The 26,604-nt window shown below is 71.8% G+C and carries 20 protein-coding genes and 1 pseudogene; 10 read left to right on the top strand and 11 right to left on the bottom strand.

Going from position 1 to position 26,604, the window contains the following annotated elements; all coding sequences use genetic code 11:
• Window positions 1-119: 119 nt before the first annotated feature.
• From ABD140_RS34135 to ABD140_RS34115, 5 genes are all read right to left on the bottom strand, one after another.
• Window positions 120-1,430 carry an FG-GAP and VCBS repeat-containing protein gene (locus tag ABD140_RS34135; RefSeq protein ID WP_344246033.1) on the bottom strand — a complete coding sequence of 437 codons (1,311 nt, stop codon included), beginning with the start codon at window positions 1,428-1,430 and terminating at the stop codon, window positions 120-122.
• A gap of 76 nt (window positions 1,431-1,506) precedes the next feature.
• On the bottom strand, window positions 1,507-3,699 hold the full coding sequence (locus ABD140_RS34130) for a bifunctional glycosyltransferase/CDP-glycerol:glycerophosphate glycerophosphotransferase (protein ID WP_344246031.1): 2,193 nt from the start codon (window positions 3,697-3,699) through the stop codon (window positions 1,507-1,509).
• A gap of 186 nt (window positions 3,700-3,885) precedes the next feature.
• Window positions 3,886-4,959, bottom strand: coding sequence for an acyltransferase family protein (locus tag ABD140_RS34125; protein WP_344246029.1), 1,074 nt, complete (start codon window positions 4,957-4,959; stop codon window positions 3,886-3,888).
• Between the two features lie 44 nt (window positions 4,960-5,003).
• A complete protein-coding gene (locus ABD140_RS34120; RefSeq protein WP_344246027.1) occupies window positions 5,004-6,431 on the bottom strand; it encodes an LCP family protein in 1,428 nt (475 codons plus the stop codon).
• 17 nt (window positions 6,432-6,448) lie between these two features.
• A complete protein-coding gene (locus ABD140_RS34115; RefSeq protein WP_344246025.1) occupies window positions 6,449-7,201 on the bottom strand; it encodes a TIGR03089 family protein in 753 nt (250 codons plus the stop codon).
• Window positions 7,202-7,278: 77 nt separating this feature from the next.
• Between ABD140_RS34115 and ABD140_RS34110 the strand changes: the two genes are divergently transcribed.
• On the top strand, window positions 7,279-9,318 hold the full coding sequence (locus tag ABD140_RS34110; protein ID WP_344246023.1) for a hypothetical protein: 2,040 nt from the start codon (window positions 7,279-7,281) through the stop codon (window positions 9,316-9,318).
• A 24-nt stretch (window positions 9,319-9,342) separates the two neighbouring features.
• Here the strand turns inward: ABD140_RS34110 and ABD140_RS34105 are convergent, their stop codons facing one another.
• Window positions 9,343-10,854, bottom strand: a complete 1,512-nt coding sequence (locus tag ABD140_RS34105) for an LCP family protein (RefSeq protein WP_344246021.1) — start codon at window positions 10,852-10,854, stop codon at window positions 9,343-9,345.
• Window positions 10,855-10,987: 133 nt separating this feature from the next.
• Between ABD140_RS34105 and ABD140_RS34100 the strand changes: the two genes are divergently transcribed.
• Window positions 10,988-11,896, top strand: coding sequence for a glycosyltransferase family 2 protein (locus ABD140_RS34100; protein WP_344246019.1), 909 nt, complete (start codon window positions 10,988-10,990; stop codon window positions 11,894-11,896).
• A complete protein-coding gene (locus tag ABD140_RS34095) occupies window positions 11,893-12,960 on the top strand; it encodes a glycosyltransferase family 4 protein (protein WP_344246017.1) in 1,068 nt (355 codons plus the stop codon). The genes ABD140_RS34100 and ABD140_RS34095 overlap by 4 nt, the downstream gene beginning before the upstream one ends.
• On the opposite strand, the gene trxA is transcribed toward ABD140_RS34095, so the two are convergent.
• On the bottom strand, window positions 12,941-13,264 hold the full coding sequence (gene trxA / locus ABD140_RS34090) for a thioredoxin (RefSeq protein WP_344246015.1): 324 nt from the start codon (window positions 13,262-13,264) through the stop codon (window positions 12,941-12,943). The two genes, ABD140_RS34095 and trxA, sit on opposite strands and share 20 nt — an antisense overlap.
• On the bottom strand, window positions 13,261-14,202 hold the full coding sequence (locus ABD140_RS34085; protein ID WP_344246013.1) for a lysylphosphatidylglycerol synthase domain-containing protein: 942 nt from the start codon (window positions 14,200-14,202) through the stop codon (window positions 13,261-13,263). The genes trxA and ABD140_RS34085 overlap by 4 nt, the downstream gene beginning before the upstream one ends.
• An 86-nt stretch (window positions 14,203-14,288) precedes the next feature.
• Here ABD140_RS34085 and manB point away from each other — a divergent pair, with 86 nt between their 5' ends.
• From manB to ABD140_RS34070, 3 genes are all read left to right on the top strand, one after another.
• Window positions 14,289-15,356: a mannose-1-phosphate guanylyltransferase gene (gene manB / locus ABD140_RS34080; RefSeq protein WP_344246011.1), complete on the top strand. Its 1,068-nt coding sequence runs from the start codon at window positions 14,289-14,291 to the stop codon at window positions 15,354-15,356.
• 111 nt (window positions 15,357-15,467) lie between these two features.
• Window positions 15,468-18,011 carry a bifunctional FO biosynthesis protein CofGH gene (locus ABD140_RS34075; protein WP_344246009.1) on the top strand — a complete coding sequence of 848 codons (2,544 nt, stop codon included), beginning with the start codon at window positions 15,468-15,470 and terminating at the stop codon, window positions 18,009-18,011.
• Window positions 18,012-18,148: 137 nt separating this feature from the next.
• Window positions 18,149-18,685, top strand: coding sequence for a DUF4240 domain-containing protein (locus tag ABD140_RS34070; RefSeq protein WP_344246007.1), 537 nt, complete (start codon window positions 18,149-18,151; stop codon window positions 18,683-18,685).
• A gap of 88 nt (window positions 18,686-18,773) precedes the next feature.
• On the opposite strand, the gene ABD140_RS34065 is transcribed toward ABD140_RS34070, so the two are convergent.
• The 3 genes from ABD140_RS34065 to cofD all read right to left on the bottom strand — a co-directional run bounded on the left by ABD140_RS34065 (window position 18,774) and on the right by cofD (window position 21,960).
• On the bottom strand, window positions 18,774-19,622 hold the full coding sequence (locus ABD140_RS34065) for a hypothetical protein (RefSeq protein WP_344246005.1): 849 nt from the start codon (window positions 19,620-19,622) through the stop codon (window positions 18,774-18,776).
• A 125-nt stretch (window positions 19,623-19,747) separates the two neighbouring features.
• Complete coding sequence (locus ABD140_RS34060; RefSeq protein ID WP_344246003.1) at window positions 19,748-21,016, bottom strand: coenzyme F420-0:L-glutamate ligase; 1,269 nt, start codon at window positions 21,014-21,016, stop codon at window positions 19,748-19,750.
• A complete protein-coding gene (gene cofD, locus ABD140_RS34055) occupies window positions 21,013-21,960 on the bottom strand; it encodes a 2-phospho-L-lactate transferase (RefSeq protein ID WP_344246001.1) in 948 nt (315 codons plus the stop codon). Before cofD ends, ABD140_RS34060 begins: the two co-directional genes overlap by 4 nt.
• A 145-nt stretch (window positions 21,961-22,105) precedes the next feature.
• Between cofD and ABD140_RS34050 the strand changes: the two genes are divergently transcribed.
• The 4 genes and pseudogenes from ABD140_RS34050 to ABD140_RS34035 form a co-directional block, all read left to right on the top strand.
• Window positions 22,106-23,017, top strand: coding sequence for a hypothetical protein (locus ABD140_RS34050; protein ID WP_344245999.1), 912 nt, complete (start codon window positions 22,106-22,108; stop codon window positions 23,015-23,017).
• 186 nt (window positions 23,018-23,203) lie between these two features.
• Entirely contained in the window at window positions 23,204-23,470 is a 267-nt protein-coding gene (locus ABD140_RS34045) for a WhiB family transcriptional regulator (RefSeq protein WP_344245997.1), read from the top strand.
• 92 nt (window positions 23,471-23,562) lie between these two features.
• Window positions 23,563-26,217, top strand: coding sequence for a glycosyltransferase (locus ABD140_RS34040; protein WP_344245995.1), 2,655 nt, complete (start codon window positions 23,563-23,565; stop codon window positions 26,215-26,217).
• Window positions 26,178-26,604, top strand: a pseudogene (locus ABD140_RS34035) (glycosyltransferase family 2 protein); the annotation flags it as partial. The gene ABD140_RS34040 and the pseudogene ABD140_RS34035, both read left to right, overlap by 40 nt.

Here is a 26,604-nt window from a genome sequence, read left to right as displayed (position 1 = left end):
CGCAAGAAGTACGGGCAGGACTTTACCGGACTTTAAGAAAGAATTATGGTTTTGCGGTGTCCTGCCCCGGACCGTGACCGAAACCGCTGCCCGTGTCAGGGGCGGAGAAGCAGACCGGATCAGGCGGACAGGTGGGAGCCGAGGCGGCGTCCCTGGAGCCCGAAGGACTTCGGCGTGTACTGCCGGGCGCCCTTGGTGGAGACCGCGCCGCCGCGGTTGATCAGGACGTGGAGGCGGCCCGCGGCCTTGTCCTCGCCGGAGGAGCCGATGACGAGGTCGGGGCGGCGGTCGCCGGTCACATCGAGCAGGCGGACGGCGGAGCCGAAGGCGTCGCCCTTCTCGGCGCCGCCCTTGATGCCCGCCGTCCCCTGGTGGATGATCCGCGCCTTCTTCGTGGTGGGACCGCTCCTGCTCCCGTAGATCAGGACCACCTGGCCCGACTTGCGGGGGCCCGCGCCGGGGAAGCCGACGGCCAGGTCGTCCCGGCCGTCGCGGTCGACGTCGGCGACGGCCATGGGGACGGGGTCGCCGGAGGAGACCTTCTTCACCAGCTTCGGTCCGCGCAGGCCCGAGGACCCGCCCAGGCGGATGTAGATCTTGCTGGCGCGCCGGGTGACGAGGTCGTCCCGGCCGTCGCCGTTGAAGTCGCCCACGACCGCGGTGCGGACCTGGCGGAGCTCGGGGACGGCCACGGGCGCGGCGAAGCCGGAGGACGTCGCCTTCACCAGGCGGGTGAAGTGCGGGTCCATGCTGGAGGCGAGGAAGATGTCGTCCCTGCCGTCGCCGGTGAAGTCGCCGACGGCCGGCCGCAGGTCGTTCATCGGGATCTCGTAGGAGAGGAAGGCGTGCCGGAAGGGCGCCGCCACGTCCACGCCCTTGTCCACCCGGGAGAAGACCCAGAACTTGGTCGTGCTGGTCAGCACCAGGTCGGCGCGGCCGTCGCGGTCGAAGTCGCCGACGGCCAGGCGCCGGGGCAGCGGACCGCGCCTCTCGTCGGTCTCCAGGAACGCGACGCGCTCCGACAGTCCCGTGGCCGAGCCGTAGACGATGGTGGCGCCGTGCTCGTTGGGCCCGGTGATGGCGAGGTCGGCGTAGCCGTCGCGGTCGAAGTCCGCCGAGGCCGTCGCCTCCCCGAATCCCGCCCCGTGCTCGGAGACGGCGTCCACGCCGGGGGAGTGCCGGGTGATGAGCTGCTTGCGGCCGACGCCGCGGCGGGCGAACACCCCGGTTCCGCCGTAGGCGACCGCGACGACCCCGGTGTCGCCGTGGCCGCGCTGCTTCAGCTCGGGGGCGTTGACGACCAGGTCGGTGCGCCCGTCCCCGTTGAAGTCGTGCGGCTTCGCGGGGGCCTCGGCCGCCGCGGCGGAGGGGAGCGCGCCCAGCGCGGTGGCGGTGAGCGCGGTGGCGAGCAGGAGCGGGGTGGCTCTCAAGACGACGAACCCTTCTTCCGGACCGGTCGTCAGGTGAGACGCGCCGGCCGGAAGAAGGGTTCGTGGTGAATACTGCCTATTTGGCGGGCTTGGGGAGCTGCTCGCCCAGGAAGACGCGGCGGACGACCCGCTCGGCCGCCCTGCCGTCCTCCCAGGAGCAGAACCGGGCGCGGAAGGCGGCGCGGTCCTTGACGGCGGTGTCGTTCCAGGCGCGGCCGGAGGCGAAGGCGTCGATCAGCTCCTCCTCGGTGAAGGCGATGACGCCCGGCGGCTGCTGGACGAGGTCGAAGTTCACGCCCCGGGTGCGCTTGTAGGTCTCCCAGTCGTTGGCGTAGATCACGATCGGCCGGTCCTCCAGGACCGCGTAGTCGAACATGATCGAGGAGTAGTCCGTCAGCAGCGCGTCCGAGGCGATCATCAGGTCCTCGGCCGAGGGGTGGGCCGAGACGTCGATGATGCGGTCCTCGGGCAGGCCGCGGTCCTTGGCCCGGTAGAAGTAGTGGGCGCGCAGCAGCAGGACGTACTCGTCGCCCATCGCCTCGGTGACGTTCCGCAGGTCGAACTGCGGGGTGAAGCGCTTCATGTAGTCGCGGTGGGTGGGGGCGTAGAGGACGGCCTTCTTGCCCTCGGGGACGCCGAGCCGCTCGCGCAGGGCCGCCTTCTCGGCGGCGGTGGCCCGCACCAGCCGGTCGTTGCGCGGGTAGCCGGTCTCCAGCATCTCGTAGCCGCAGGGGAAGCCGCGGTCCCAGGCCTCGCTGGACAGCGGGTTGGAGGAGACCAGGAAGTCCCAGCGGTCGGCCCGGTCGATGAGCTCGCGGAAGTCCATGTCGTTGGCGCCGACCGGATACTCCATCTGGTCCAGGCCCATCTTCTTCAGCGGCGTGCCGTGCTGGGTCTGGACGTGGACCTGGCCCTTGCGCTTGATGGGGTCGTCGGTGAAGTTGACGTTGTTGACGAAGTACTTGGCGCGGGCCATCAGGCGGGCGTGCTCGGGGGTGCCGGCCACCACGTAGGGCACGCCCTCGGGCATCTTGGCGGCGTTGCCCCGCTTGACCACCCAGACGCCCTTGATGTGCGGCGCGAGCTCCCGCTGCTTCTCGTAGATCGCGGCCGGGTTGCAGGCGTAGCCGCGGTACCAGTACGCGGCGTAGACGGCGAGGTTCTCGTCGATGGCCATGTGCAGCTGGGTGCGGTAGCGCAGGCCGTTGGCCTTGCCCTTGGTGAACCGCACGGCCTTGCGCGCCTTGCCCCGGTACTTGCGGACCTGCTTCTTGGCGGCGATGCGCCGCTCGTTGAGCTTCTTGGAGGTCTCGAACGCCCGGTAGTTGTTCTTCTCGATCAGCCGGTACTTGGCGGCGAGCTGGACGTCCTCGGGCAGGGTGTGGTCGGCCGGCCGGAACGTGCGGTAGATCCGGGACATCTCCCCGAAGAACCGCTCGCGGTCCTCGGGCAGGACCCGGTCGCCGCGGCCCAGGATCACCAGCAGGTGCCAGATGGTCCGGTCGAACATCAGGGGGCGGTACTGGTCGGTCTCGGGGTGCTGGGCCATGAAGGCGAAGATGCGCTCGTACTGCTTGAACGCGTCGAAGTGCTTCTTGCCGCCGGTCCGGGTGATCGCGCCGCGCCGCCGCTGCCGGTAGATGTAGACGACCTCGTCCAGCAGGCTGAGCTTCTCGGCGGCCATGAGGATCGGGTAGGTGACGTTGATGTCCTCGTAGTACCCGCCGCTGAACTTCAGGCCCAGGCCGACCAGGAACTCCCGGCGGATCGCCTTGTTCCAGGCGGTCATCATCAGCTGGAGCACGCTCGGGCGGTCGCGCAGGGCGAAGGTGTCGGGCGCGGGGGGCTCGCGGAAGAGCTTGTTGATGACGCTGCGCTGGACCTTGCCGTGCCAGTAGGAGCGCGCGTAGTCGAAGATCAGGACGTCCGGCTTGGTCTCCTGCAGCCGCTCGTACACCGACAGCATCGCGCCGTCGGCGGTGTAGTCGTCGCTGTCGAAGAACCAGACGTACTCGCCCGTGGCCAGCGACAGGCCCACGTTGCGGGCCTCGCCGAGGCCGACGTTCTCCTCCAGGTGCACGACGCGCACCCGCGGGTCGTGCGAGGCGTACTCGTCCAGGATCGCGCCGCACCCGTCGGGTGACCTGTCGTCGATGGCGATCACTTCGAGGCCAGGGCACCCCGGTTCCAGGATCGAGTCGAGGCACTGGCGAAGGTAACCCTGGACGCCGTGCACAGGCACGATGACACTCAGGAACACACTGCTCATTCCAGAAGAATCCGTTTCAAGCATGGGTGGCTTATCGGGCCGCGCGCCCGCGTTCGAGTCTACCGACGCCGGGATCGTGGGCCGGGCTTCGATCATGCGTTAGGCATTGGAAGACTCTACAGAATTCGCCAACGTCTGATGGACGGTTCGGGTGCCCGGCGGCCGCCCGAGGGGTTGTGGCGACGATCACTTCGCCGTCGCGGGCCGCGGCTCCTCGCGGAAGAGCCAGTCGGTCCGCGGTTCCACCGCCCACCGGGTGAGCCGGATGACGGGCTGGGTGCACAGTACCGTGCCCACGATCAGCGCGCAGGCGATCATGCCCAGCATGCCCCAGATGTTCTGCAGCCACTCCAGGTGGTCCCATTCCTGGAACTGCATGAATTTCGTCAGGAAACCGTGGAGCAGATAGGTGTAGATCGTCGCCGAGCCGAGAGGGGTGAACCAGGTGCGGCCGCGGGGGATGACGGCGAGGAAGGCGAAGAGCAGCACGCAGGCGGCGACCATCAGGGCCAGGTGCATCACGGTGCCGGTCAGGTTGTCCACGCCCAGGTCCTTGTTGGAGTCCCACCAGTACAGCCACTGGTAGTTCATCCGGTCCTTGGCCCACCAGGCCACCAGGAAGCCGCCGACGAGGATCAGCGCTCCGGCGAGGCGTGTCCGGGAACCGCGCACCATGTCGAAGTGCTCGGGCCGCAGGCAAAGGCCCAGCACGTAGAAGGGGACGAGGCCCAGCACCTTGTGCATGTCGAGGTGGCTGGACAGCGGGCCGGTGTAGCCCAGCAGCGAGACCGCCACGGCGATCGCCAGCGGCCAGCGCACCTTCAGCCAGAACGGCGTGGACAGGCGCCACAGGAGCAGCGCCAGCAGGAACCACACCAGGTAGATGGGGTCCAGCAGGCTGATGACCAGCTTGGGCTTGTCGTTGAAGTGCCACTCCCACAGCGAGTAGGCGACCTCGAAGACGAGGTAGGGGGCGGCCACCCCGGCGACCAGCTTGCGCGTGCGGTTCTTCCCGCCGGCGAAGCCCTTGGAGAAGTAGCCGGTGATCACCACGAACAGCGGCATGTGGAAGGAGTAGATGAAGAAGTAGAGCGTCTCGGCCGTCTCCACCGTGCCGCGCAGCCCCACGATGGTGTGCCCGACCACGACCAGCAGGATCGCCAGGAACTTGGCGTTGTCGAAGAAGGGGTCGCGTGCCCGGGGCGCCGGGGCCGGCGCCTGCTGGGGGGCGGGGACGAGGGGAGCGAGCTGCTGGGTCACCGGTCGTTCCTAGAGCGCTGTTCCCCCGCCGCGGGAGCGGCGGGTCAGGTGGTCTTGCAGATGTTGTCGGTGGCCTTGACCTCGCCGTCCATCTTCTTGGGGATGCTGCTCTTGAGCTGGCCGGTCCAGTTCGGACCGAGGACGAGGTCGACCGTGCCGGCGGGGGTGCTCGGATAGGGCACGACCTTGGCGCCGGAGACGAGGGTGGCCAGGGTGGTGGCGGCGTCCTCGGCGCCCTCGCCGTAGCGGATCAGGGTGGCGGGCGGGTTCTTCTTGGGGTTTCCGACCGAGAGTATCTGATACCCCTTGGCGCCGAGCGCCTCGCCGACCCGGGCCGCCGCCCCGTCGAAGCCGCTGCCGTTGAGCACCCGCACGCTGATCTCCGAGGGCGGGACGTTGGTGACCTTCTTCTTGGTCGGGTCGTCGATCTCGGTGTCGTTGGCGATCTGGGCGAAGAACTCCCCGGCCTCCGGCTCGCGCAGGGCCACCCGGTTGGGGTCGGGCGCATAGGCGGTGTAGGGCACGGTGATGAACCGGACCTTGCTCGGGGTGATGCCCTTCAGCTTGCCGGCGAGGTCGGTCATCTTGTTGAAGGTGAAGTCCTCGTCGACCGTGACGGTCTTGGTGAGCGAGCGCAGCAGCGCGTTCAGCGTCGCGGGGTTGCCCAGCACGTCCTGGCTCAGCGCCTTCTTGGCCAGCGAGCCGAGGAACTGCTGCTGGCGCTTGACCCGCTGGAGGTCCGAGCCGTCCTTGAAGCCGTGCCGGGCGCGCACGAAGGCCAGCGCCTGCTCGCCCCTGACGGTGTGCGTGCCCTTCTTCAGGTTCAGCTTGCTCTGCGGGTCGTTGACGTCGTAGGGCATGCAGATCTTGACGCCGCCGACGGCGTTGACCACGCCCTTGAAGCCGTTGAAGTCCACGACCACCGCGTGGTCGATGTGGATGTTGCTGATGTGCTGGATGGTCTTCCAGGTGCACATCATGCCGCCGAGGGAGAACGCGGAGTTGATCATCCCCACCTGCGCGAGGGACTTGCCGCCGTCCGGCGTGTTGCACGAGGGGATCTCGACCATGAGGTCGCGCGGGAAGCTGATGCCGACGGCCTGCTCGCCGCCCGGGGAGAAGTGCAGCAGGATCGTGGTGTCCGCGCGGGGCGTCTCGTCGGCCAGGCTGCGGCCGTACTTGGCGTTGCCGCCCTTGCGGCTGTCGGAGCCCAGCAGCAGGATGTTGACCGCGTCGTTGAGCTTGGGCACCTGCGTGAGGACGCCTGGATCGGTGGCGACGCGCTTGATGCCGCTGTCGAGATAGCGGACGTAGCCGTAGGCGGAGATGCTGCCGGCGACCAGCACCCCCGACAGTGCCACGGAGGTCCAGCCGAGCGTCCGCCAGCCGCGGGAGAGGGTCTTGCCCTCCGCGGGAGGGGGCCCGGTCCGCTGCGACTCGTCGACGTAGTCGAGATAGAGGGGGCTGTTCATGGCTCCACGAGAGTAGGTCAGAGGAGGCGTCGTACGGGGGCGTACGGCGCATCCGGTCCGGCTATCGCAGTCACATGCTCCGTTTCGATGCGGCGAAGGATCAGATCATCCTCCAGGTTGCGACAAAGTATGACGGATCCCCCCGCTTCCAGAGGGGCGAGGAGCCCGGCGACCAAAGTGTCGCAAGTGGTGTACTCCACCGTGCTGAGGGTACGGTCTTGGGCCGTCAGTCCGTGTCGCGCGACGGATTCGCGGATTTCCGCGTCCAGCCGCTCCCGGGTGAATGTGATGTTCGTCACATTCAGGACGGGGGTGTGCGCGGGGACCGGTACGGGAGAGGGCGGGCGGTCCCCGTACGACCGGACCTCCACCGCGTAGTCGGTGATCCAGGCGGGCGCGTCCGCCAGCGGCGCGCCGAACGCGTCGAGGGAGAGCCCCAGCACCTCGTCCGCCCACGCGGGTGCGCCGTCGGGCGTGTCGGTGACCCAGATCCCCTCGTCCACGGCCGAGGCGAGCTCCTCGCGGGGGCCGATGACCACCCGCTGGCCGGTGTGCCAGGCCGCGAACAGCATGACGGCCGTCTGCCAGTGCGCGGGCAGGTCCAGCACGACCGTCCCGCCCGGCTGGACGTCCATGCCCTCCAGCAGCAGATTGCTCGTCTTGGCGACCCAGTTGTCGAAGGTACGGCGGGAGAACTCCAGGCGCTCTCCGATCGCGTCGTCGTAGAAGGTCACCAGCGGCCGCTGCGCCGCCCCGCGCGTCAACTCCATGGAGGGAGGCTACAGACCCTTCTCCCGCCGAAGGACTCCTGTTTTCGCCAGGCGCGGGCGATAGCCTGCTGCACCGTATGAACAGACCAGCGGTGCCATCCCTCCTGCTGGCGCGGCTCTCCCTCGCGCCCGCGCTCCTCGTCGTCGCATGGCTGCTGGTCAGCCTGCCCCTGCTGCTGGCGGGCTCCTACACGATCGGGCCGGCCCTGGCCCTGTTCGTCCCCGTCGCCGCGGCGGTGGTGACCATCGGCTGCCGCGGCGCGATCCGCGCGCCCGCCCCGCCCGCGCCCGGCCCCCGCCTCGCCTGGTGGCCCGCCACCGGGGTGCTGCTGGTGAGCCTCGCCTTCCTGCTGGTGCAGCTGAAGTACAACTCCGAGCAGATCATCGTGCGCCGCGACCCGGCGACGTACGTGCAGTTCGCGACCTGGCTGAACGACCACGGCCGCCTGCCGATCACCACGTCGGAGTGGGCTTTCGGCGGCGCCGACCCGATCCTGCGGTTCGACAGCCCCGGCTTCTACGCGTCCGGCGGCGAGATCGTCCCGCAGTTCCTGGCCGGGCTGCCGCTGCTGCTGGCGCTGGGCGGCTGGATCGGCGGGACGCCGGTGCTGCTGGCGATGGCGCCGCTGCTGGGCGCGGGCGCGGTGCTGTCCTTCGGCGGGCTCACCGCCCGGCTGGTCGGCCCGCTGTGGGCGCCGGTCGGGGCGCTGGCCTTCGCCCTGTGCTGGCCGCTGATGTTCGTCTCCCGCTCCACCTACAGCGAGACCGCCGCGCTGGTGCTGCTGCTGGGCGGCCTGTGCCTCCTGCACGACGTGCGCGACCTGTGGGAGGGGCGCCTCCGCGCGTTCCTGGCCGGGCTCTGCCTCGGCCTGGTCGTCCTGGTGCGCATCGACGGGCTGCGGGACGTCCTGCCGGTCGTCGTCTTCGCGGGCGTGCTGTTCGCCCGGCGCCGCCGCACCGGGATCCCGCTGGCGGCGGGGCTGCTGCTCGGCGCGGCGGCCGGGCTCGCCGAGGGCTTCCTGCTCTCCCGGCCCTACCTCGACTACATAGGCGGGTCGCTCCGGCCGCTGCTGCTGCTCAGCGGCGCGGCGGTCGCCGGCACGCTCCTCCTGGTCGCGGTGTGGCGGCTGTGGCCCGGCTGGTTCCTGCGCGTGGGAGACGGGATCGCGCGGGGCAGGCTCCCGGACGCCGCGGCCGCCCTCACGGTGCTGCTGGTGCTGGCCTTCGCGGTGCGCCCCTACGTCCAGACGGTGCGGCGGGTGCCGGCCAACCCCGAGGACGCCTTCAACTCCGGCTACATCGAGCACATCCAGCGCAGCACCGGGCTGCCGGTCGACGGCGCCCGCCAGTACACCGAGCTGGCCCTGCACTGGGTCGTCTGGTACGTCGGGCTGCCCGTCCTCATCCTCGCCACGTTCGGCGCCGCGCTCCTGGTGCGGCGGCTGCTGCGCGGCGGTTCGCCCGCCTGGGCGCTGCCGTTCTCGATCATCGCGCTGACCACCGTGGCGACGCTGCTGCGGCCGGGCATCACCCCCGACCACCCGTGGGCGTCGCGGCGGCTGGTGGCCGTGGTGGTCCCCGGCGTGCTGCTGCTGGCGGTGTGGACGCTGGCGTGGGCGACACGGCGGTTCCGCCGCCTGGGCTACGGCAGGGCCGCGACGTTCGCGATGGCGTTCGCCGGGGTGCTGGTGCTGCTCGTCCCGGTCGGCGCGTCCTCGGCCGGGCTGGTCTTCAAGGCGGTCGACCAGGGCGAGCTGAGAGCGATCGACAGGCTGTGCGCCGGGCTGCGGCAGGGCACGACCGTGCTCATCGTGGAACGGGTGACCGCCGACCGGTTCTCACCCGTGGTGCGCAACATGTGCGGCGTGCCGACGGCGCGGGTGGACGGCGCGAGCGTCCAGGACGTGCGGCGCGTCGCGGACCGGATCATCGCCGAGGGCCGCCGCCCGGTGCTGCTCGGCGCCGAGCCCGCCGACGTCGCGCCCTACGGGGAGCCCGCCAGGGCGGTGGACCTCGACACCCGCCAGGACGGCCACGCGCTGGACGACCGCCCCAAGCACACCTGGTCGCTGCACATCACCGTCTGGCAGTCCGAGTACGCGCCGCCGCAGGGCTGAGCCCGGCCGCCGGGGCGGGCGGGCTCAGGCGGTCTTCTTGCAGATGCTGTCGCTGGCCTTGATCTCGCCGTCCACCTTCGGGATCGAGGCGGAGCCGTTGCCGCCCAGGCCGGTGTAGTCGGCGCCGAGGTAGAGGTAGACGACTCCGGCCAGGCCGTCGGCGGCGGCCGCGGGGACCACGCCGGGCACCAGCTTGGCCAGCTGGGCGGCGGCGTCCTCGCCGCCGGGGCCGTAGTGGACGGCGGTCTTCTCCAGGGCGCCGTTCTTGTAGACGCCGGTGGAGCCCAGGGACGCCTGGTACTTCTTGGCTGCCAGGTCGGTGACCGCGCGGCCGGCCAGGCCCTGCTGGTTGGTGCCGTTGTAGACCTTGACCGTGACGGTGGAGGGGTCGACCTTCTTCGCCGGGGTGCTGACGGGCTGGGCCTTGGCCTGCGGGGTCTTCTCGGCCTTGGGCAGGGTGTTGTCGCGGCGGATCGCGGCGAACAGCTCCTGCGCCTCCTCCTGCTTCCACAGGACCCGGCCGCTCAGGGAGGAGTTGGCGGCGATCTCCGCGTCGGTCGGGTAGTACCAGGGCACCGTGACGAACTTGATGGACTTGGTGTTGATGCCCTTGACCTTGGTGGCGAGGTCGAGGATCTCGGTGGAGTTGAAGCCCTTGTCGGTCTTCAGGGACTTGGTCGCGGCGTTGACGAACTTGAGCATCTTCGCCGGGTCGGTCATGACGCCCTTGCTGGTGGCCTTCTGGATGACCGCGCTCATGAACTGCTGCTGGCGCTGGATGCGGCCGAGGTCGGAGCCGTCGCCCAGGGAGTAGCGGGTGCGGACCCAGCCCAGCGCCTGCTCGCCGTTGAGGGTCTGCCGTCCGGCCTTGGGGATGACCAGCTTGGCCTTGGGGTCGGTGAACGCCTTGGGCGAGCAGACCTCGACGCCGCCGAGCGCGTTCACGATGCCCTTGAACCCGCTGAAGTCGACCTTCACGAAGTGGTCGATGCGGATCTGGGTGAGCGTCTCGATGGTGTTCCAGGTGCAGTACGGGCCGCCGTTGGCGAACGCCGAGTTGATCATCCCCGAGTGGGCGGCGATGGTCTGGCCCGTCGTGCTCTTGCACTGGGGGAGGTTCACCCAGGAGTCGCGCGGGAAGCTGATGCCGATCGCCTTCTCGCCGCCCGCCGAGATGTGCAGCAGGATCGTGGTGTCGGAGCGCTCTCCCTCGTCCCTGCCGTACTTGGCGTTGCCGCGCCCCGCGCGGGTGTCGGAGCCCATGACGAGGATGTTCACCGAGCTGTTGAGCTTGTCGGGGCGCTTCTCCTCGTCGGCGAGGTTGCCGTGCTCGTCGTCGAGCTGCTCGATGTTGCCCGCCACCAGCTTGTAGTAGAAGCCGTAGGCCGTCAGGCAGCCGAGCACCAGCACGGATGCCAGCGCGATGGAGACCCACTGGACGATCTTCCAGCCGGTGCCGCGGACCACGGGGATCTCGTGTCCGGTGATCTCGGGGCGTTCGAGATAGTCCAAGCCGTAGTCGACTCCGCCGCGCATGACCTCGTGATCTCTTCCGGTGCGCCAAAGATGCGGAGCAGTATTGCGTAAGTCACGCGCCTTGTCCTAATCATCGGGTCCAGAGTGCGGGGAATCGCACCCTGCCCGCGGGGTGCCGCTACCCTTGGCGACCGTGAGTCACGAGCAGCCGTCCCCGCACGTCACCATCGTCCTGCCCTGCTACAACGAGCAGGACCACGTGATCGACGAGGTCGAGCGCATCACCAAGGCGATGGACGCCAGCGGCATGACCTACGAGCTGCTGGCCTACGACGACTGCTCCACCGACGACACGCTCCAGCGGCTGCGCGACGCCGAGCCGCGCTACCCGCACCTGAAGGTCACCGCCTTCCACCACAACAGCGGCTCGGGCACGATCCGCCGGATCGGCAGCCAGCAGGCCCGCGGCGACGTCGTGGTGTGGACCGACGCGGACATGACCTACCCCAACGAGCGCATCCCCGAGCTGGTGGAGGTCCTGGACACCGATCCGTCCGTCGACCAGGTCGTGGGCGCCCGGCGCACCGAGGAGGGCAGCCACAAGCTGCTGCGGGTGCCGGCCAAGTGGGCGATCCGCAAGATCGCCGAACGGCTGTCCGGTTCGAGGATCCCGGACCTGAACTCCGGGCTGCGGGCGTTCCGCAGGGACGTCGCCCGGCCCTACCTTCGGCTGCTGCCGCCCGGCTTCTCCTGCGTCACCACGATCACGCTGGCGTTCCTGTGCAACCAGCACCCGGTGATGTACCTGCCCATCGACTACTTCAAGCGGGCGGGGAAGTCGAAGTTCCACTTCACCAAGGACGCCTACCGCTACATCCTCCAGGTGCTGCGGATGGTCATGTACTTCAACCCGCTCAAGGTGCTGATGCCGCTCGCGCTGTGGCTGCTGGGCCTGGCCGTGCTGAAGGGCGTCGTCGACCAGTTCCGGCACAACCTCCTGTACTTCTCCAACAACACGATGCTGATGTTCATGAGCGGGCTGCTCATCGCGTCGCTGGCGCTGCTGGCCGACCTCATCGTGCGCTCGCGGGGAGACGAGTGAGGATCGCGCTGGTCGGCCCCGCCTTTCCGTACAAGGGCGGCGGGGCGCAGCACACGACCGAGCTGGCGCACCGGCTCCGCGCGGCGGGGCACGAGGTGGTGCTGGAGTCGTGGAAGGCGCAGTACCCCGGCTTCCTGTACCCGGGGCGGCAGACGATCGACGCGCCCGAGGGCGAGGTGTTCCCCGGCACGCGCCGCGAACTGTCGTGGCGGCGCCCCGACGGCTGGTACCGGGTGGGACGGCGGCTGCGCTCCTGCGACCTCGTGGTCTTCGCGGTGCTCTCGTCCGTCCAGGTCCCGGCCTATCTGGGCCTGCTGCGGGGCATCGGCGGAAGGGCCCGGACGGTGGCGCTGTGCCACAACGTGCTGCCGCACGAGCCCAAGCCTTACGACCGTCCGCTGATGCGCGCGCTGCTGAAGCGGGTCGACGGGGTGCTGGTGCACTCGGACGAGCAGGCCGGGCTGGCCCGCTCCCTGGGCCCCACTCCGGTGACGGCGGCCGAGATGCCCGCCCACCTCCCCGTGACGCGTCGCGCGGAGCCGCCTGCGGAAGGCGTGCGGGGCCGCCTGCTCTTCTTCGGGATCGTGCGCCCCTACAAAGGGCTGGACGTCCTGCTCCGGGCCCTGCCGGACGGCGTGGGCCTGACGGTGGCGGGGGAGTTCTGGAGCGGCCTGGACGACACCCGCGCCCTCGTCGGCGAGCTCGGCCTGGCCGACCGCGTCGAGCTGCTGCCCGGCTACGTCCCCGCCGAGCGGATCGGCGCCCTGTTCGCCGCCTGCGACGCCCTCGTCCTGCCCTACCGCTCGGCCACCGCCTCGCAGAACGTCCTCATGGCCTTCGAACACGGCGTCCCGGTGATCGCCACCCGGGTCGGCGGCTTCGCGTCCCAGCTCCGCGAGGGAGTGGACGGCCTGCTCGCCGACCCCGGCGACGCCGCGTCGCTGCGCGAGGCGATCACGCGGTTCTACGAGGCCCCGGAGCGCTTCCGCGCCGAGGTCCTCGCCCCCGACCACGGCCCGGTCTGGGCCGCCTACCTCGACGCGCTCACAGGTGCGGGTCGATGACCTGGAGGATGGCGCGCTTGGGCTTGGCGCCGACGATCTGGGTGACGACCTCGCCGTTCTTGTAGAGGTTGAGGGTGGGGGCGCCGAGGATGCCGTAGTCGAGGGCGGTCTGCGGGCTCTCGTCCAGGTCCACCTTGGCGATCCTCAGCCTGCCCTCGTACTCGGCGGCGATCTGCTCCAGGACCGGGGCGACCATCCGGCAGGGGCCGCACCAGGTGGCCCAGAAGTCCACCAGGACCGGCAGGTCGGACTTGAGGACCTCCTCCTCGAAGGTCGCGTCGGTCACGGGGAAGGGTGCGCTCACGGTGACTCCTCCAGCGGGCGTTGATCGTCACCGGGGACAAGGCGCCCGGTCCTGGTTTCATTCCCGTTCGCCGGAGGGCGGATGAGAGAGCCGGCGCCGGCCCACAGGAGGTCGGCCACGGTGAGCACCGCGCGTGACGCCAGGGCGACGAGCAGCGCCTCGGCCGGGGAGATGGCCGGGGCGAGCGCGAGCGTCAGCGCGGCCTCCCGCGCGCCGAGGCCGCCGGGGGCGAAGATGACGAGGAAGCCGACCACGTAGGCCAGGGCGTAGGCGCCGGAGGCGAGCATGGGGGAGCCGGACGGCAGCAGCAGCCAGACGTGCAGCCCGAAGAGGGCCCAGCCGGCCAGCGTCCACGCCACCGCCCTGCTCATCGGGGCGAGGCCCAGGGTGGTGGCCAGGGGTGGCCGCCGCACGATCCGCAGCACGAGGTTCAGGCCCCACGTGACGACCCTCGGGTGCAGGCAGGCCAGCAGGACGGGTGCGAGGGCGAGCGCCCACCAGTAGCCGCGGGCGGCGTCGGCGGAGGTCAGCGGCAGGGTGACGGCCGCGGTGACGCAGCCCGTCGCGACCGTCGTCGCCATCGCCAGGAGCGTCGCGCCGCCCGAGGCGACGCGGGGCACCCCGTAGGGCCGGGCGAGCTCCACCTGGCCCAGGAGCGCCCACACGGATCCGGGTACGTACTTGCCGAGCTGGCCGAGGAACATGATCCTGGTGGTGGCCGGCACCGGAAGGGGCGCGCCGAAACCGGCCAGCAGCGACCGCCAGCCGAGCATCCAGCAGCCCAGTCCCGCCATGCCGGCCAGCAGGGCGCCGGCCAGCAGGGGGAGGGACAGCCGGGAGAGCGCGTCGGCGAAGGCGTCCCACTGCGTCACCACGCCGTACGCGCAGAAGCCCAGCGCGACGAGCACGAAGAGGAGCCGGGGCCAGCGTGAGGTCACCGGGCCAGCCTACGGGGACGGGCGGCCAAGTAGGCTCTGTGATCTGTCAGGACCAGCGGGTTCGGGTATGTCCGGAAGGGTGAGGCGTGGAAGCGATTCTCTTGGTCGGTGGCAGGGGCACGAGGCTGAGGCCCTTGACGATCTCCACTCCCAAGCCGTTGCTGCCCACCGCGGGGGTGCCCTTCCTCGCCCACCAGCTGGCGAGGGCGAGCGCCGCGGGCATCACGCGGATCGTCTTCGCCACCTCCTACCGGGCGGAGATGTTCGAGGCGGCCTTCGGCGGCGAGGCCTACGGGGTCGAGCTGGTCTACGTGGACGAGCGGCGGCCGCTGGGCACCGGCGGGGCGATCCGCAACGCGGCGCAGGAGCTGCGCGGCGGGGACGACGACCCGGTCCTGGTGCTCAACGGCGACATCCTGTCCGGGCACTCCATCCCCGACCAGGTGGCGATGCACCAGAAGGCCGAAGCCGCCGTCACGCTGCACCTCAGCGAGGTGGACGACCCGTCGCGGTTCGGCTGCGTGCCCACCGACGGCACGGGGCGGGTGACCGCGTTCCTGGAGAAGACCAACAACCCGGTGACCAACCGCATCAACGCCGGCTCGTACGTCTTCCGCCGCTCGGTGATCGACACGATCCCGTTCAACGAGGTCGTGTCGGTGGAGCGCGAGACGTTCCCCGGCCTGATCGCGGCGGGCCACACCGTCATGGGGTTCGTCGACCCGCAGTACTGGCTGGACGTGGGCACGCCCTCGGCGTTCGTCCGCGGCTCGTGCGACCTGGTGCTGGGCCGGCTGGACTCCCCGGCGCTGCCCGGCCCGACCGGCCCCGTGCTGGCGCTGGAGGGCGCGAACGTCTCGCCGCGCGCGGTGGTGACCGCGGGCACCGTCGTCGGCGCCGACGCCGTCATCGAGGCGGGTTCGACGGTCTCGGGCAGCGTGCTGTTCGACGAGGCGGTCGTGGCCAAGGGCGCGTGGGTGCGCAACTCGGTGCTCGGCCGCGGCGCGCGGGTGGCGTCGGGCGCGATGCTCGACGGCGCGATCCTGGGCGACGGCGCGGTCGTGGGCCCCGGCAACGAGCTGGGCGACGGCCTGCGCCTGTGGCCGGGCATCGAGCTGCCGCCGACGGCGGTGCGCTTCTCCAGCGACGTGTGAGGTGTGCCGGGCGGCGGAAGAAAACCGCCGCCCCCGTTGTTCTCCCGGTCGGCTCTCCGAGCGGGACCCTGCCTCTGTCTCCATTATGACGATTGGCATAGAGTTCGCCTCATGGAGAGCGCTGTGAGTGAATCGGGACTGCGGCGGGCGCTCGCACGGGCCCGCGACGGCAAGACCCTGGACCAGGCCGAGGCGGCGATCCTGCTGCACGCCCGCGGTCCTCAGCTCGACGAACTGCTGACCTACGCCTCGCGGACCCGCGACGCCGGCCTGGAGGCCGCCGGACGGCCGGGAGTGATCACCTACAGCCGCAAGGTGTTCATCCCGCTGACCAGGCTCTGCCGCGACAGGTGCGGCTACTGTACTTTCGCCACCGCCCCCAACAAGCTCCCGGCCCCCTTCCTCAGCCCCGACGAGGTGCTGGAGATCGCCCGGCAGGGCGCGGCCATGGGCTGCAAGGAGGCGCTCTTCACCCTCGGCGACCGGCCCGAGGACCGCTGGCACCAGGCCCGCGAGTGGCTCGACGAGCAGGGCTACGACGACACGCTCTCCTACGTGCGCGCCATGGCGATCCGGGTGCTGGAGGAGACCGGGCTGCTGCCCCACCTCAACCCCGGAGTGCTGTCCTGGCGCGACTTCCAGCGGCTCAAGCCCGTCGCGCCGTCCATGGGGATGATGCTGGAGACCACCGCGACGCGGCTGTTCAGCGAGAAGGGCGGCCCCCACTACGGCTCGCCCGACAAGGACCCCGCCGTGCGGCTGCGGGTGCTGGAGGACGCCGGGCGCTGCAACGTCCCGTTCACCACCGGCATCCTCATCGGGATCGGCGAGACCGTCGACGAGCGCGCCGACGCGCTGTTCGCCATCCGGCGGACGATGCGCGAGTACGGGGCGGTCCAGGAGGTCATCGTCCAGAACTTCCGCGCCAAGCCCGACACCGCGATGCGCGGCACCCCCGACGCCGAGCTGTCGGAGCTGGCCGCCACGATCGCCGTCGCCCGGCTCGTCCTCGGGCCGAAGGCGCGCATCCAGGCGCCGCCGAACCTCGTGGACTCCGAGTACGCGCTGATGCTGCGCGCCGGGATCGACGACTGGGGCGGGGTGTCCCCGCTGACGCCCGACCACGTGAACCCCGAACGGCCCTGGCCGCAGATCGACGACCTCGCTTCGCGGACCGCTTCCGCCGGCTTCCGGCTGCGGGAGCGGCTCACGATCTACCCCGAGTACGTCCGCAAGGGCGAGCCGTGGCTGGACCCGCGGCTGTTCGCGCACGTCCGTGCTCTGGCGGACTCCGACGGGCTGGCGAAGGAGGACGCCGTCCTGGAGGGGCGGACCTGGCAGGAGCCCGACGGTGGTTTCGTCTCCTCCGGACGGACGGACCTGCACGTCGAAATCGACACTGAGGGCCGTACGTCCGACCGCCGCGACGACTTCGACGAGGTGTACGGCGACTGGGAGGCGCTACGCGAACGCGTCAACGCTCCCCAGCGCTTCGACGCCGACGTGAAGGCGGCTCTCTCCGCCGCCGAGATCGACCCGGGTGGTCTGTCGGACGAGCACGCCCTGGCGCTTCTCCACGCCGAAGGCCCCGAGCTGGAGGCCCTCGCCCGGTTGGCGGACGACCTGCGCAAGGACGCCGTCGGCGACGAGGTCACCTACATCGTCACGCGGAACATCAACTTCACCAACGTCTGCTACACGGGCTGCCGCTTCTGCGCCTTCGCGCAGCGCCGCACCGACGCCGACGCCTACAGCCTCTCCCTCTCCCAGGTCGGCGACCGCGTCGACCAGGCGTGGGAGGCGGGCGCCACCGAGATCTGCATGCAGGGCGGAATCCACCCCGACCTGCCCGGCACGGCGTACTTCGACCTCGCCCGCGAGGTGAAGAAGCGCGCCCCCGAGATCCACCTGCACTCCTACAGCCCGATGGAAGTCATCAACGGCGTCTCCCGTACGGGCCTGTCGCTGCGCGAGTGGCTCATCGCGGCCAAGGAGGCGGGCGTGGACTCCCTCCCCGGCACCGCCGCCGAGATCCTCGACGACGACGTCCGCTGGGTCCTGACCAAGGGCAAGCTCCCCACCTCGGCCTGGGTGGACGTGGTGACGACGGCCCACGAGGTCGGCCTGCCCACCACGTCGACGATGATGTACGGCCACGTCGACACCCCCGCCCACTGGGTCGGCCACCTGAAGCTCCTGCGCTCCATCCAGGAGAAGACGGGCGGCTTCACCGAGTTCGTCCTGCTCCCCTTCGTCCACCACAACGCCCCCATCTACCTGGCCGGCCTGGCCCGCCCCGGACCCACCGTCCGCGAGAACCGCGCCGTCCACGCCCTGGCCCGCATCCTCCTCCACGGCGCCATCCCCAACATCCAGACCTCCTGGGTGAAGCTGTCGGAGGACCTGGTCACCGAGGTCCTCCGAGGCGGCGTCAACGACCTGGGCGGCACCCTGATGGAGGAGACCATCTCCCGCATGGCCGGCTCCGACAACGGCAGCTTCAAGACCATCTCCTCCCTGGAGGAGATCGCCACCCGCGCCGGCCGCCCCTCCGCCCAGCGCACCACCACCTACGGCCGCCCCACTTCCGAGCGCATCGAAGCCGCCCGCAAGACCGACGGCGTGGGCCACTTCCTCCCCCTGACGGCCAAGTAGCCGGCCGCCGCCGACAAGAACGGTCCCCGTCCGCGACGCACGGACGGGGACCGGACCCCAAGGTGCGCTCGGAGCCTTCGGCAGGTCCGCCTGACGGCCGGCGGCGGATTGTCGGTGGGCGGAATTAGCCTGCGGGCATGACGGTGGGCGAGAGCGGTCGGGTGCCGGCCACGGCGGAGGTAGAGCGGTTCTGGGCGCTGGTGGAGGAGGCCTGGGCGGCGGCGGGGGAGGAGGTCGGCCGCGCGCGGAGGGCATTGGCCGGGCGGGAGCCGGGGAGCGAGGCGTGGGATCTGCTCGCCGTCGTCGACGGAGGGCTGAAGGTGTTCTTGGGGGAGCTCGCCGGGCTGGGGCGCGGGATGCCGGCGGAGGAGCTGACGGCGCTGGACCGGGTGGTGGAGCGGAAGCTCTTCGAGGTGGACCGGGCGGACGTCCAGGAGGTGACCGACGGGTCGGACGACGGGTTCCTTTACGCGCGGGGCTTCATCGTCGCGATGGGGCGGGAGTTCTACGAGGCGGTCGTGCGGGATCCCCGGATGGCGGTGCTGGACGCCGAATGCGAGGAGATGTGTTACTTCTTCTCCCGGTTGCACAAGGAACGTTTCGGGAGTTTTCCGGAGACGGGGTCGGGGATCTCGCGGGAATCCTGCTCGAATCCGGTGGGCTGGGCCTTTTGAAGAGGCGGCTCGGCCGACGCGTCCGCGGCGGTGGGCCTTTCAGGACGCCATGGCGGTGAGGGCGGCGCTCCCCAGCGGGTTCGGCGCGTCACCATCCGCCCTCGAAGAAGGCGAGGAGCGCGGGCACCGGGTCCGCCGCGGTGGTCGTGTTCGCCGCGGCGACGACGATCATGGCCGGCGCGAGCAGCGCCGAGAGCGCGCCGAACGATCCCAGCACGCGCCGGGTCCGCCCGCCGGACGGCTCCGCGGCCGCGAACCTCCGCCACAGGACCGCGCTGAGGCCGATGAGCGCCGCGGCCACGACCGCGGCGCTCACGGCCATCACCGCGTGGTACCGGGCGAAGTCGTCGATCATCGCGTCGAGGGCGGGCCGGACGTCGCCGTTCGCGTCGGGGGAGGCGGCGAGCTGCGCCCTGATCTGGTCGAGCACGCCGGTGAGCCGCGCGCCGGGCTCGCCGTCCGTCAGCATCGGCAGCAGCGAGGAGAAGGGCGCGGCCGCACCCTGGAGGTTGGCCATCACCGCCAGCAGGGAGACCAGTGCGAGCGCCGTGACGAGAAGGCCGGCCGGGACGAGGGCCTTCCGCCCCTTCCCGGAGCCGCCGGCGTTCAGGAAGGCCTTCCAGAGGACGACGCCGAGCGCGACGAGCACGGCCAGCAGGAGCGCTGCGATCGCGCCCTTGGCCAGGTGGTAGCGGGACCAGTAGTCGATGACCCCCTCCAGGCCGGGGGACGGGTCCCGGTCGCCGGAGCTCCAGTACCCGATGAACGACCCGCGGAGGGCGTCGGCGAGGCCGCGCTCACCGGCGAAGCCGCCGCCCGCCAGCACTCCGGGGGCGGCGATGAAGGCGGCGATGAGGACCGCGGCGAGGGCGGTGAGCGCCCAGAGGGCGCGGCCGGGAACGCCCGCCGGTCGTGACGGGGCCTGGAGAGAGGGCACGGGGATTCCTTCGGCTGAGGGCGGGCAGGGCCTCAGCCGAGGATGTCCCTCCGGGGAACCGGTCCACATCGGCCTGCGGAGCGATCATGCGTCGCTCTCAGGTGTGACCGGCCCCCCGTCCGGCGTCAGCGGACCGTGATGAAGGCGTCCGGGGTGCGGGGCTCCCGGTCGCGCGGCGGTGCGGCGGGGCGGCCGACGCCCACGGTGCCCATGGGGTCCCAGTCGGCGGGCAGGTCCAGGACCTCGCGGACGGTCTCGCGGCAGAACATGGTGCTGGAGACCCAGCAGGAGCCCAGGTTCTCGACGGTGAGGGCGACCAGGAGGTTCTGGACGGCGGCGCCGGTGGAGACCAGGAACATCTCGCGTTCGGCGGCGGCGCGGCGCTCGTCGGGGTAGGCGTGGGCGCCGGCCGTGGTGACCAGGCACGGGATGACCAGGTACGGGGCGCGGCGCAGCACGTCGCCCCGGCGCAGCCGCCTGGCGATGGACTCCTCGGTGAAGCCGTCGCGCTCCAGGTCGGCGCGCCAGGCGTCGCGCATGGCGTCCAGGAGGCGGACGCGGACCTCCTCGGTCTCCAGGAGGACGAAGCGCCACGGGGTGGTGTGGTGCGGGGCGGGCGCGGTGATGGCGGCGGCGACGGCGCGGCGGACGGCCTCGCCGTCGACGGGCTCGCCGGTGAACTCGCGGACGGTGCGGCGGGCGTGGACGACCTCGGCCGAGCCCCAGCGGAAGAGGTCTCCCGAAGGGTCGCGGACCAGGGCGCGGGCGCCGGGTCCGTCGGTGTCGGTGACCAGGTGCGCCAGGCCGCGGACGACCGCGACGGGGACGCCGTCGACCTTGCCCTTCACCAGTTCGGCGGCGGAGGCGATCTCGTCGGCGACGGCGGTGATGGTGGCTTCCAGGAGGTTGCCGTGGGTGTCGGTGCGGCCGCGGAAGTCGTCCAGGGGCAGCACGCCGGAGGCGCCGATCGCCATGTCGGTCTGGCCGGAGCGCCAGGCGCGGCCCGCGGTGTCGGAGATGATCACGCCGGTCCGGGCGGGCAGCGCCGCGCGCAGCGCCGAGGCCGAGGCGTCCGGGTCCGCGGGCAGCAGCAGGACGGTGCCCGGCTCGGTGTTGGAGGCGTCCACCCCGGCCGCGGCCATGACCAGGCCCTGCCGGTTCTCGACGATGCGGGTGCGGCCCTTGCGGGCGACGACGCGCACCGTCTCGGCGTCGATGGCCTTCTCCCGGTCGTCGGCCTGCAGGACGCGGCCCTCGGCCTTGCTGACGATCTTCGAGGTGACGACGAGCACGTCGCCGTCGCGCAGGTCCGGGAAGGCCGCGGTGATCAGGGCGGCCAGGTCGTCGCCGGGGCGCACCTCGGGCAGTCCGAGGACGGGGATGATCTCGATCACGCGAGCTCCAGGGCCAGGTCCACGGCCGCCCGCGCCAGCGCGCGGGTCGCCTCGGGGTCGGACATGAGCAGCGGGTGCGCCCGGACGGTCATCGGCTCCAGGCCCGGCGAGGCGAAGTGCGGGGCGTCCTCCGGCGCCACCAGCCACCCGTTCACCAGCTCGGGCCCGTAGAAGCCGGCCACGCCCGCGGCGGACGTCTCCACGCCGATCGCGGTGAGGCAGGCGTCGGCCATGCCCCGGACGGGCGCGCCGCCGATGATGGGGGAGACCCCGACGACGGTCTTGGCCAGCAGCGCGTCCCGGATGCCGGGGACCGCCAGGATCGTGCCGACGCTGACCACCGGGTTGGACGGCGGGAACAGGACGAAGTCCGCCTCCTCGACGGCCTCCAGGACACCGGGCGCGGGCTTGGCCTCGGGCGCGCCCACCGGGGTGATCGCCAGCGCGGGAAGGGAGGCGCGCAGCTTGACCCACCACTCCTGGAAGTGGATGGCGCGCCTGCCCTTCTCGTCCTCGACGACGACGTGCGTCTCGACGCGGTCGTCGGTCATCGGCAGCAGCCGCACGCCGGGCTCCCAGCGGTCGCACAGCGCCTCGGTGATCTGGGAGAGCGGATATCCCGCGTCCAGCATCTGGGTGCGCACGATGTGGGTGGCGAAGTCGCGGTCGCCGAGGCCGAACCAGGTGGGCTCCACGCCGTAGGCGGCGAGCTCCTCCTTGACGACGAAGGTCTCGTCGCGCCGGCCCCAGCCCTGCTCCTCGTTGATGCCGCCGCCCAGCGTGTACATCACGGTGTCCAGATCGGGACAGACCTTGAGCCCGAACAGGTAGATGTCGTCACCGGTGTTGCCGACGACGGTGACGTCGGCGTCCGGCGCCGCCGCCCTCAGCCCGCGCAGAAAGCGGGCGCCGCCGATCCCTCCGGCCAGAACCACGATTCTCACACGGGCCAGTCTTGCATCCCCGCTGTGATGATCCGCTGGTGCCTGACGCTGTAGGTGGTGATGTGCGAAGCTGTCGTCGGCAAACGGTAGTCTTCCCGCCCCAAGAAGAACCGCCATTCATCCCCCGGTATGGAGTGAATTCCCCGTGAACACCGAAGCGCTGCAGAAACTGCGTGAGCCGGCTGCCTTCGCCCTCATCGGGGCGGCGGGTCTGCAACTGCTGGCCGGGCTGATCAACCTCTTCTCCTACGGGGGCTTCACCGGCAGCGCCTACAGCGAGTCCGCGGGCTACGGCCTGTTCGCCAACCTGCAGCTCGCGCTGGCCGTAGTGGCCGCCGTGATCCTGGCCACCTGGGGGCGCACCTCGCCGCAGGCGCGCAACGTGGTGCTGACCGCGCTGGGCGTGGCGGGCGGTGCGCTGCTGTTCGGCCTGCTCTCGCTGCTGGCGGGCCTGGTGGCGGAGGGCCCCGGGGGCGCCTCCAAGGCTGCGATGTTCTTCTGGGCGGTGAGCAAGCTGGTCGTGTGCGGGGCGGCCGCCTACTTCGTCTTCCTCCACTTCCAGCAGCTGCAGCCGGCCCGTCCGGCGCCGGTGCAGGGCATGGGCGGGCAGGTCTACGGTGCGCAGCCGCAGTACGGCCAGGACTCCTACGGCCAGCAGCAGTACGGCCAGCCGGGCCAGCAGTACGGCGGCCAGCCGCAGTACGGCCAGGACCCGTACGGCCAGCAGCAGGGCCAGCCGCAGTACGGCGCCCCCGAGCAGCAGCAGCAGTACGGCGCTCCCGAGCAGCAGCAGTACGGCCAGCCGGGCCAGCAGTACGGCCAGCCGCCCGCGCAGCCGGACTACGGCCAGCAGCAGGGCCAGCCGGGTCAGCAGGGCCAGCCGGACTACGGCCAGCCCCAGCAGCAGTACGGCCAGCCGCAGCAGGGCCAGCAGCAGTACGGCCAGCAGCAGGCCGACCAGGGCCAGTGGACCCGCCAGTTCGGCGGCGAGGAGCCGACCGCCCAGCCCCAGCAGAATGACCAGAACTGGTATCGGGGCGATCAAGGACCGCAATAATCCCCTCCGTAGCCATCTGATTTCGTCAGGTAAGGCCCTGGTCCGTCCTGCTTTACTCCTGGAGCGCTTGACGCGCAAGGGACTACACACGTGTAATTTCTCGTGTGTAGTTCTGGCGTCATACCCCGTGGCCGAGATCGGGGGAGGCGGTTGTCGGGGTTTCACGGGGGCGGCTAGGAGGTGCGCGTGGGCGAGGTCGTGATCCCGCTGGCGCACGGCGCGGAAGACGGCGAAGAGTTGGGCTGGCAGGAGCGCGCCCTGTGCGCTCAGACGGATCCGGAGGCGTTCTTTCCGGAGAAGGGCGGCTCGACCCGCGAAGCCAAGAAGGTGTGCCGGGCTTGCGAGGTGCGTGCGGAATGTCTGGAGTATGCGCTCCAGCATGATGAGCGGTTCGGTATCTGGGGCGGACTGTCGGAACGGGAGCGGCGCAAGCTGAAGCGCGCGGCCGTCTAGCGGTCCCCCTCCGTACTTGTGAGTAAAGTGGTCAGCCGCGCGGCCCCCGCGCGGCTGACCTCTCCTGCCCCCGCCTTCCCCTGCGAGTAACCGTGGCGCTCACCTCCGACCGGCATGTGGTCACCGCCGTGCTCGTGGCCCACGACGGCGCGCGGTGGCTGCCCGAGACGCTGAAGGCGCTGCTCACCCAGTCCCGCCGGATCCAGCGGCTCGTGGTCGTCGACACCGGCAGCACCGACAAGGGCCCCGCCGTCATCGCCGGCGTCGTCGGCCCCGGCAACCTGCTCACCCTGGACCGGGACGTGCCCTTCGCCGAGGCCGTGGCCCGCGCCCTGGAGCAGCCCGCCGCGCACATCCCCATCGGCGTCCCCGACGCGGTGGAGTGGGTGTGGATCCTGCACGACGACTCCGCGCCCGCCCCCCGCGCGCTGGAGCACCTGCTCGCCGAGGCCGACGCCGACCCGCACATCGGGCTGGTGGGGCCCAAGCTGCGCGACTGGGAGGACCGGCGGCTCCTGCTGGAGGTCGGCGTCTCCCTGGACGGCCAGGGCAGGCGCGAGACCGGCGTGGACCGCGGCGAGTTCGACCAGGGCCAGCACGACGGCACCCCCGACGTGCTGGGCGTCAGCACCGCCGGGATGCTCATCCGCCGCGACGTGTGGGAGCGGACCGGCGGCCTCGACCCGGCGTTCGGCCTGTTCCGCGACGACGTCGACCTCGGCTGGCGGGTGCACGCCGCGGGCCACCGGGTGGCGGCCACCAGCGAGGCCGTGGTCTTCCACGCCGAGGCCTCCGCGCGCGGCCTGCGCGAGCAGCCCGTCTCCCACCGCAGGCTGGACCGGCGCAACGCGATGTACGTGCTGCTGGCCAACCAGCCGCTGCGCCCGGCCCTGGTGACCTTCGCCCGGCTGATGTTCGGCTCCCTGGTCCGGATCATCGGGCTGCTGATGGCCAAGAAGCCGGCGGCGCTGCGCGACGAGCTCGACGCCGTGCGGGACGTGCTGGGCGGTCCGCTGCGGCTGCGCGCCCTGCGCGCCGCGCGGGCGGAGGGCCGCTCCCACGTCTACCGCTCGGTCCGCCGGCTCCAGCCGCGCCTGGTCACGCTGCGCAAGCTGGCCGACCGGCTCGCGTCGATGATCGCGCCCGGCGAGTACGGGCTCGACCTGACCGACGAGGAGGAGCCGCCGCCCGACCGCGGTCTGAGCGTGGGGCTGGGCGCGGTCCGCCGGGTCCTGGCCCACCCCGGCGCGGTGGTGCTGCTCGTGCTGACGGCGGTGGCCTTCCTGGCCGGCAGGTCGCTGCTGGCGGCGGGCGGGAGCCTGGGCGGCGGCGCGCTGGTCCCCTTCACCCAGAGCGCGGGCGAGCTGTGGGCCGCCTACACCTCCGGCTGGCATCCGGCGGGGCTCGGCTCGGCCGACGCCTCCCCGCCCTGGACGGCGGTGCTGGCCGGGCTCTCGGTGCTCTCCTTCGGAAAGCCCTCGCTGGCCGTGGCGGGCCTGCTGCTGGGCTGCGTGCCGCTGTCGGGGCTCACCGCCTACCTGGTGGCCAAGCGGCTCGTCCCGGTGGGCCTGCCGGTCGGGCGCCGCGCGGCGCGGCTGATCGGCCGCCGCCGGGTCCCGGCCGCCGCCATCCGCGTCTGGATCGCGCTCGCCTACGCGCTGCTGCCCGTGGTCAGCGGGGCGATCGCGGCGGGCAGGTTCGGCACCTGCCTGGTGTACGTGCTGCTGCCGCCGATCGGGCTGGCGGGCGCGCGGGTCCTGCGCCTGCCGGAGGGCAGGGTGGACGCCCGGCACGCCCGGCGCGCGGCGTGGGCGCTGGCGGCGCTGCTGACGGTCGCGATGGCGTTCGTGCCGCTGACCTGGCTGATGGTGGCGGTCATCGGCTGCCTGGCGCTGTGGTGGCCGGGCACGGGCCGGCCGCTGGACGCGGTGATCGCGCTGGCCGTCCCGCCGCTGCTGCTGCTCCCCACGACCGTCGGCCTCGTGCTGCACCCCTCGCGGCTCCTGCTGGAGGCCGGGCTGCACCGGCCGGAGCTGGTCGACCGCGAGCTCTCCGCACTGTCGGTCTTCACCCTCGACCCCGGCGGCCCCGGCACCGACCTGGGCTGGGCGACCGCCGGGCTGCTGGCCCTGGCCGTCGCGGCGCTGCCGCTGCGCACCCGCCGCACCGCGGTGCTGGGCGGCTGGGCGCTCATCCTCATCGGCCTCCTCACCGCGGTCGCGGTCTCGGCGACCACCGTCACCGAGGTCGCGGGGGAGGGCGCCCCCGCCTGGCCCGGTGTGCCGCTGGCGATCGCGGCGGGCGGCCTCATCCTCACCGCGGGCGCCGCGCTGCAGCGCGCCGTGGAACTGCTGTCCGGCCGCGACTGGCTCTACCGGGTGGGCGGCGCCTGCTCGGTGCTGATCGCGGTGAGCACGCCCCTGCTGGCGGGCGCCGTCTGGATCGGCACCGGGGTGCGCGGTCCGGTCGGCGCGGCCGGGAGCGGCCCGCTGCCGGCGTTCGTCTCCGCGGCGGTCGACGATTCCGGCGCCCGCGCGCTCGTGCTGGGCCTGCGCGAGGACGGCGGCTTCGCCTACCCGCTGCTGCGCGGCGCGGGAGCGGCCGGTCGAGCTCGTCGGCCGGCTGGCCGCCGGAGGGCGTGGCGGGGCTGGGCCGCATGGGCGTGCACCACCTCGTGGTCCGCGACCCCGGCGGCCAGGGGAACCTGGTGGGGGTGCTCGACGCGGTGCCCGAGCTGGTGCGGCTGAGCCGCGGCGCGGACTTCGCGGTGTGGCGGCTGGCCGAGCCCGGCGGGCGGCTGATGCTGGTGGACGGCGGGGAGATCACCCCGCTGGAGTCCGGCGAGACGGCCGCGCGGGTGTCGATCCCGGCGGGGGAGGAGGGGCGCGAGCTCCTGCTGGCCGAGCCCGCGGGCGGCTGGACCGGCCGGTTCGACGGCGCCGCGGCCGAGGCGGGGACGGCGGACGGCTGGGCCGCGTCGTGGCGGGTACCGGCGGGCGGCGGCGTCTTCACGCTGGAGCGCCACGACCCCCTGTGGCCCAAGTGGGTGATCGTGCAGGGGGTGGCGGTCCTGCTCGTGGTGGTGCTGGCGCTGCCCGGCGGCGAGCTGCCCGTCCGGCGGCCGGACGGGCAGC

The organism is Actinocorallia libanotica (assembly GCF_039525175.1).
Taxonomy (GTDB): Bacteria; Actinomycetota; Actinomycetes; order Streptosporangiales; family Streptosporangiaceae; genus Actinocorallia; species Actinocorallia libanotica.
This window is presented reverse-complemented; position numbering and strand designations above follow the sequence as displayed.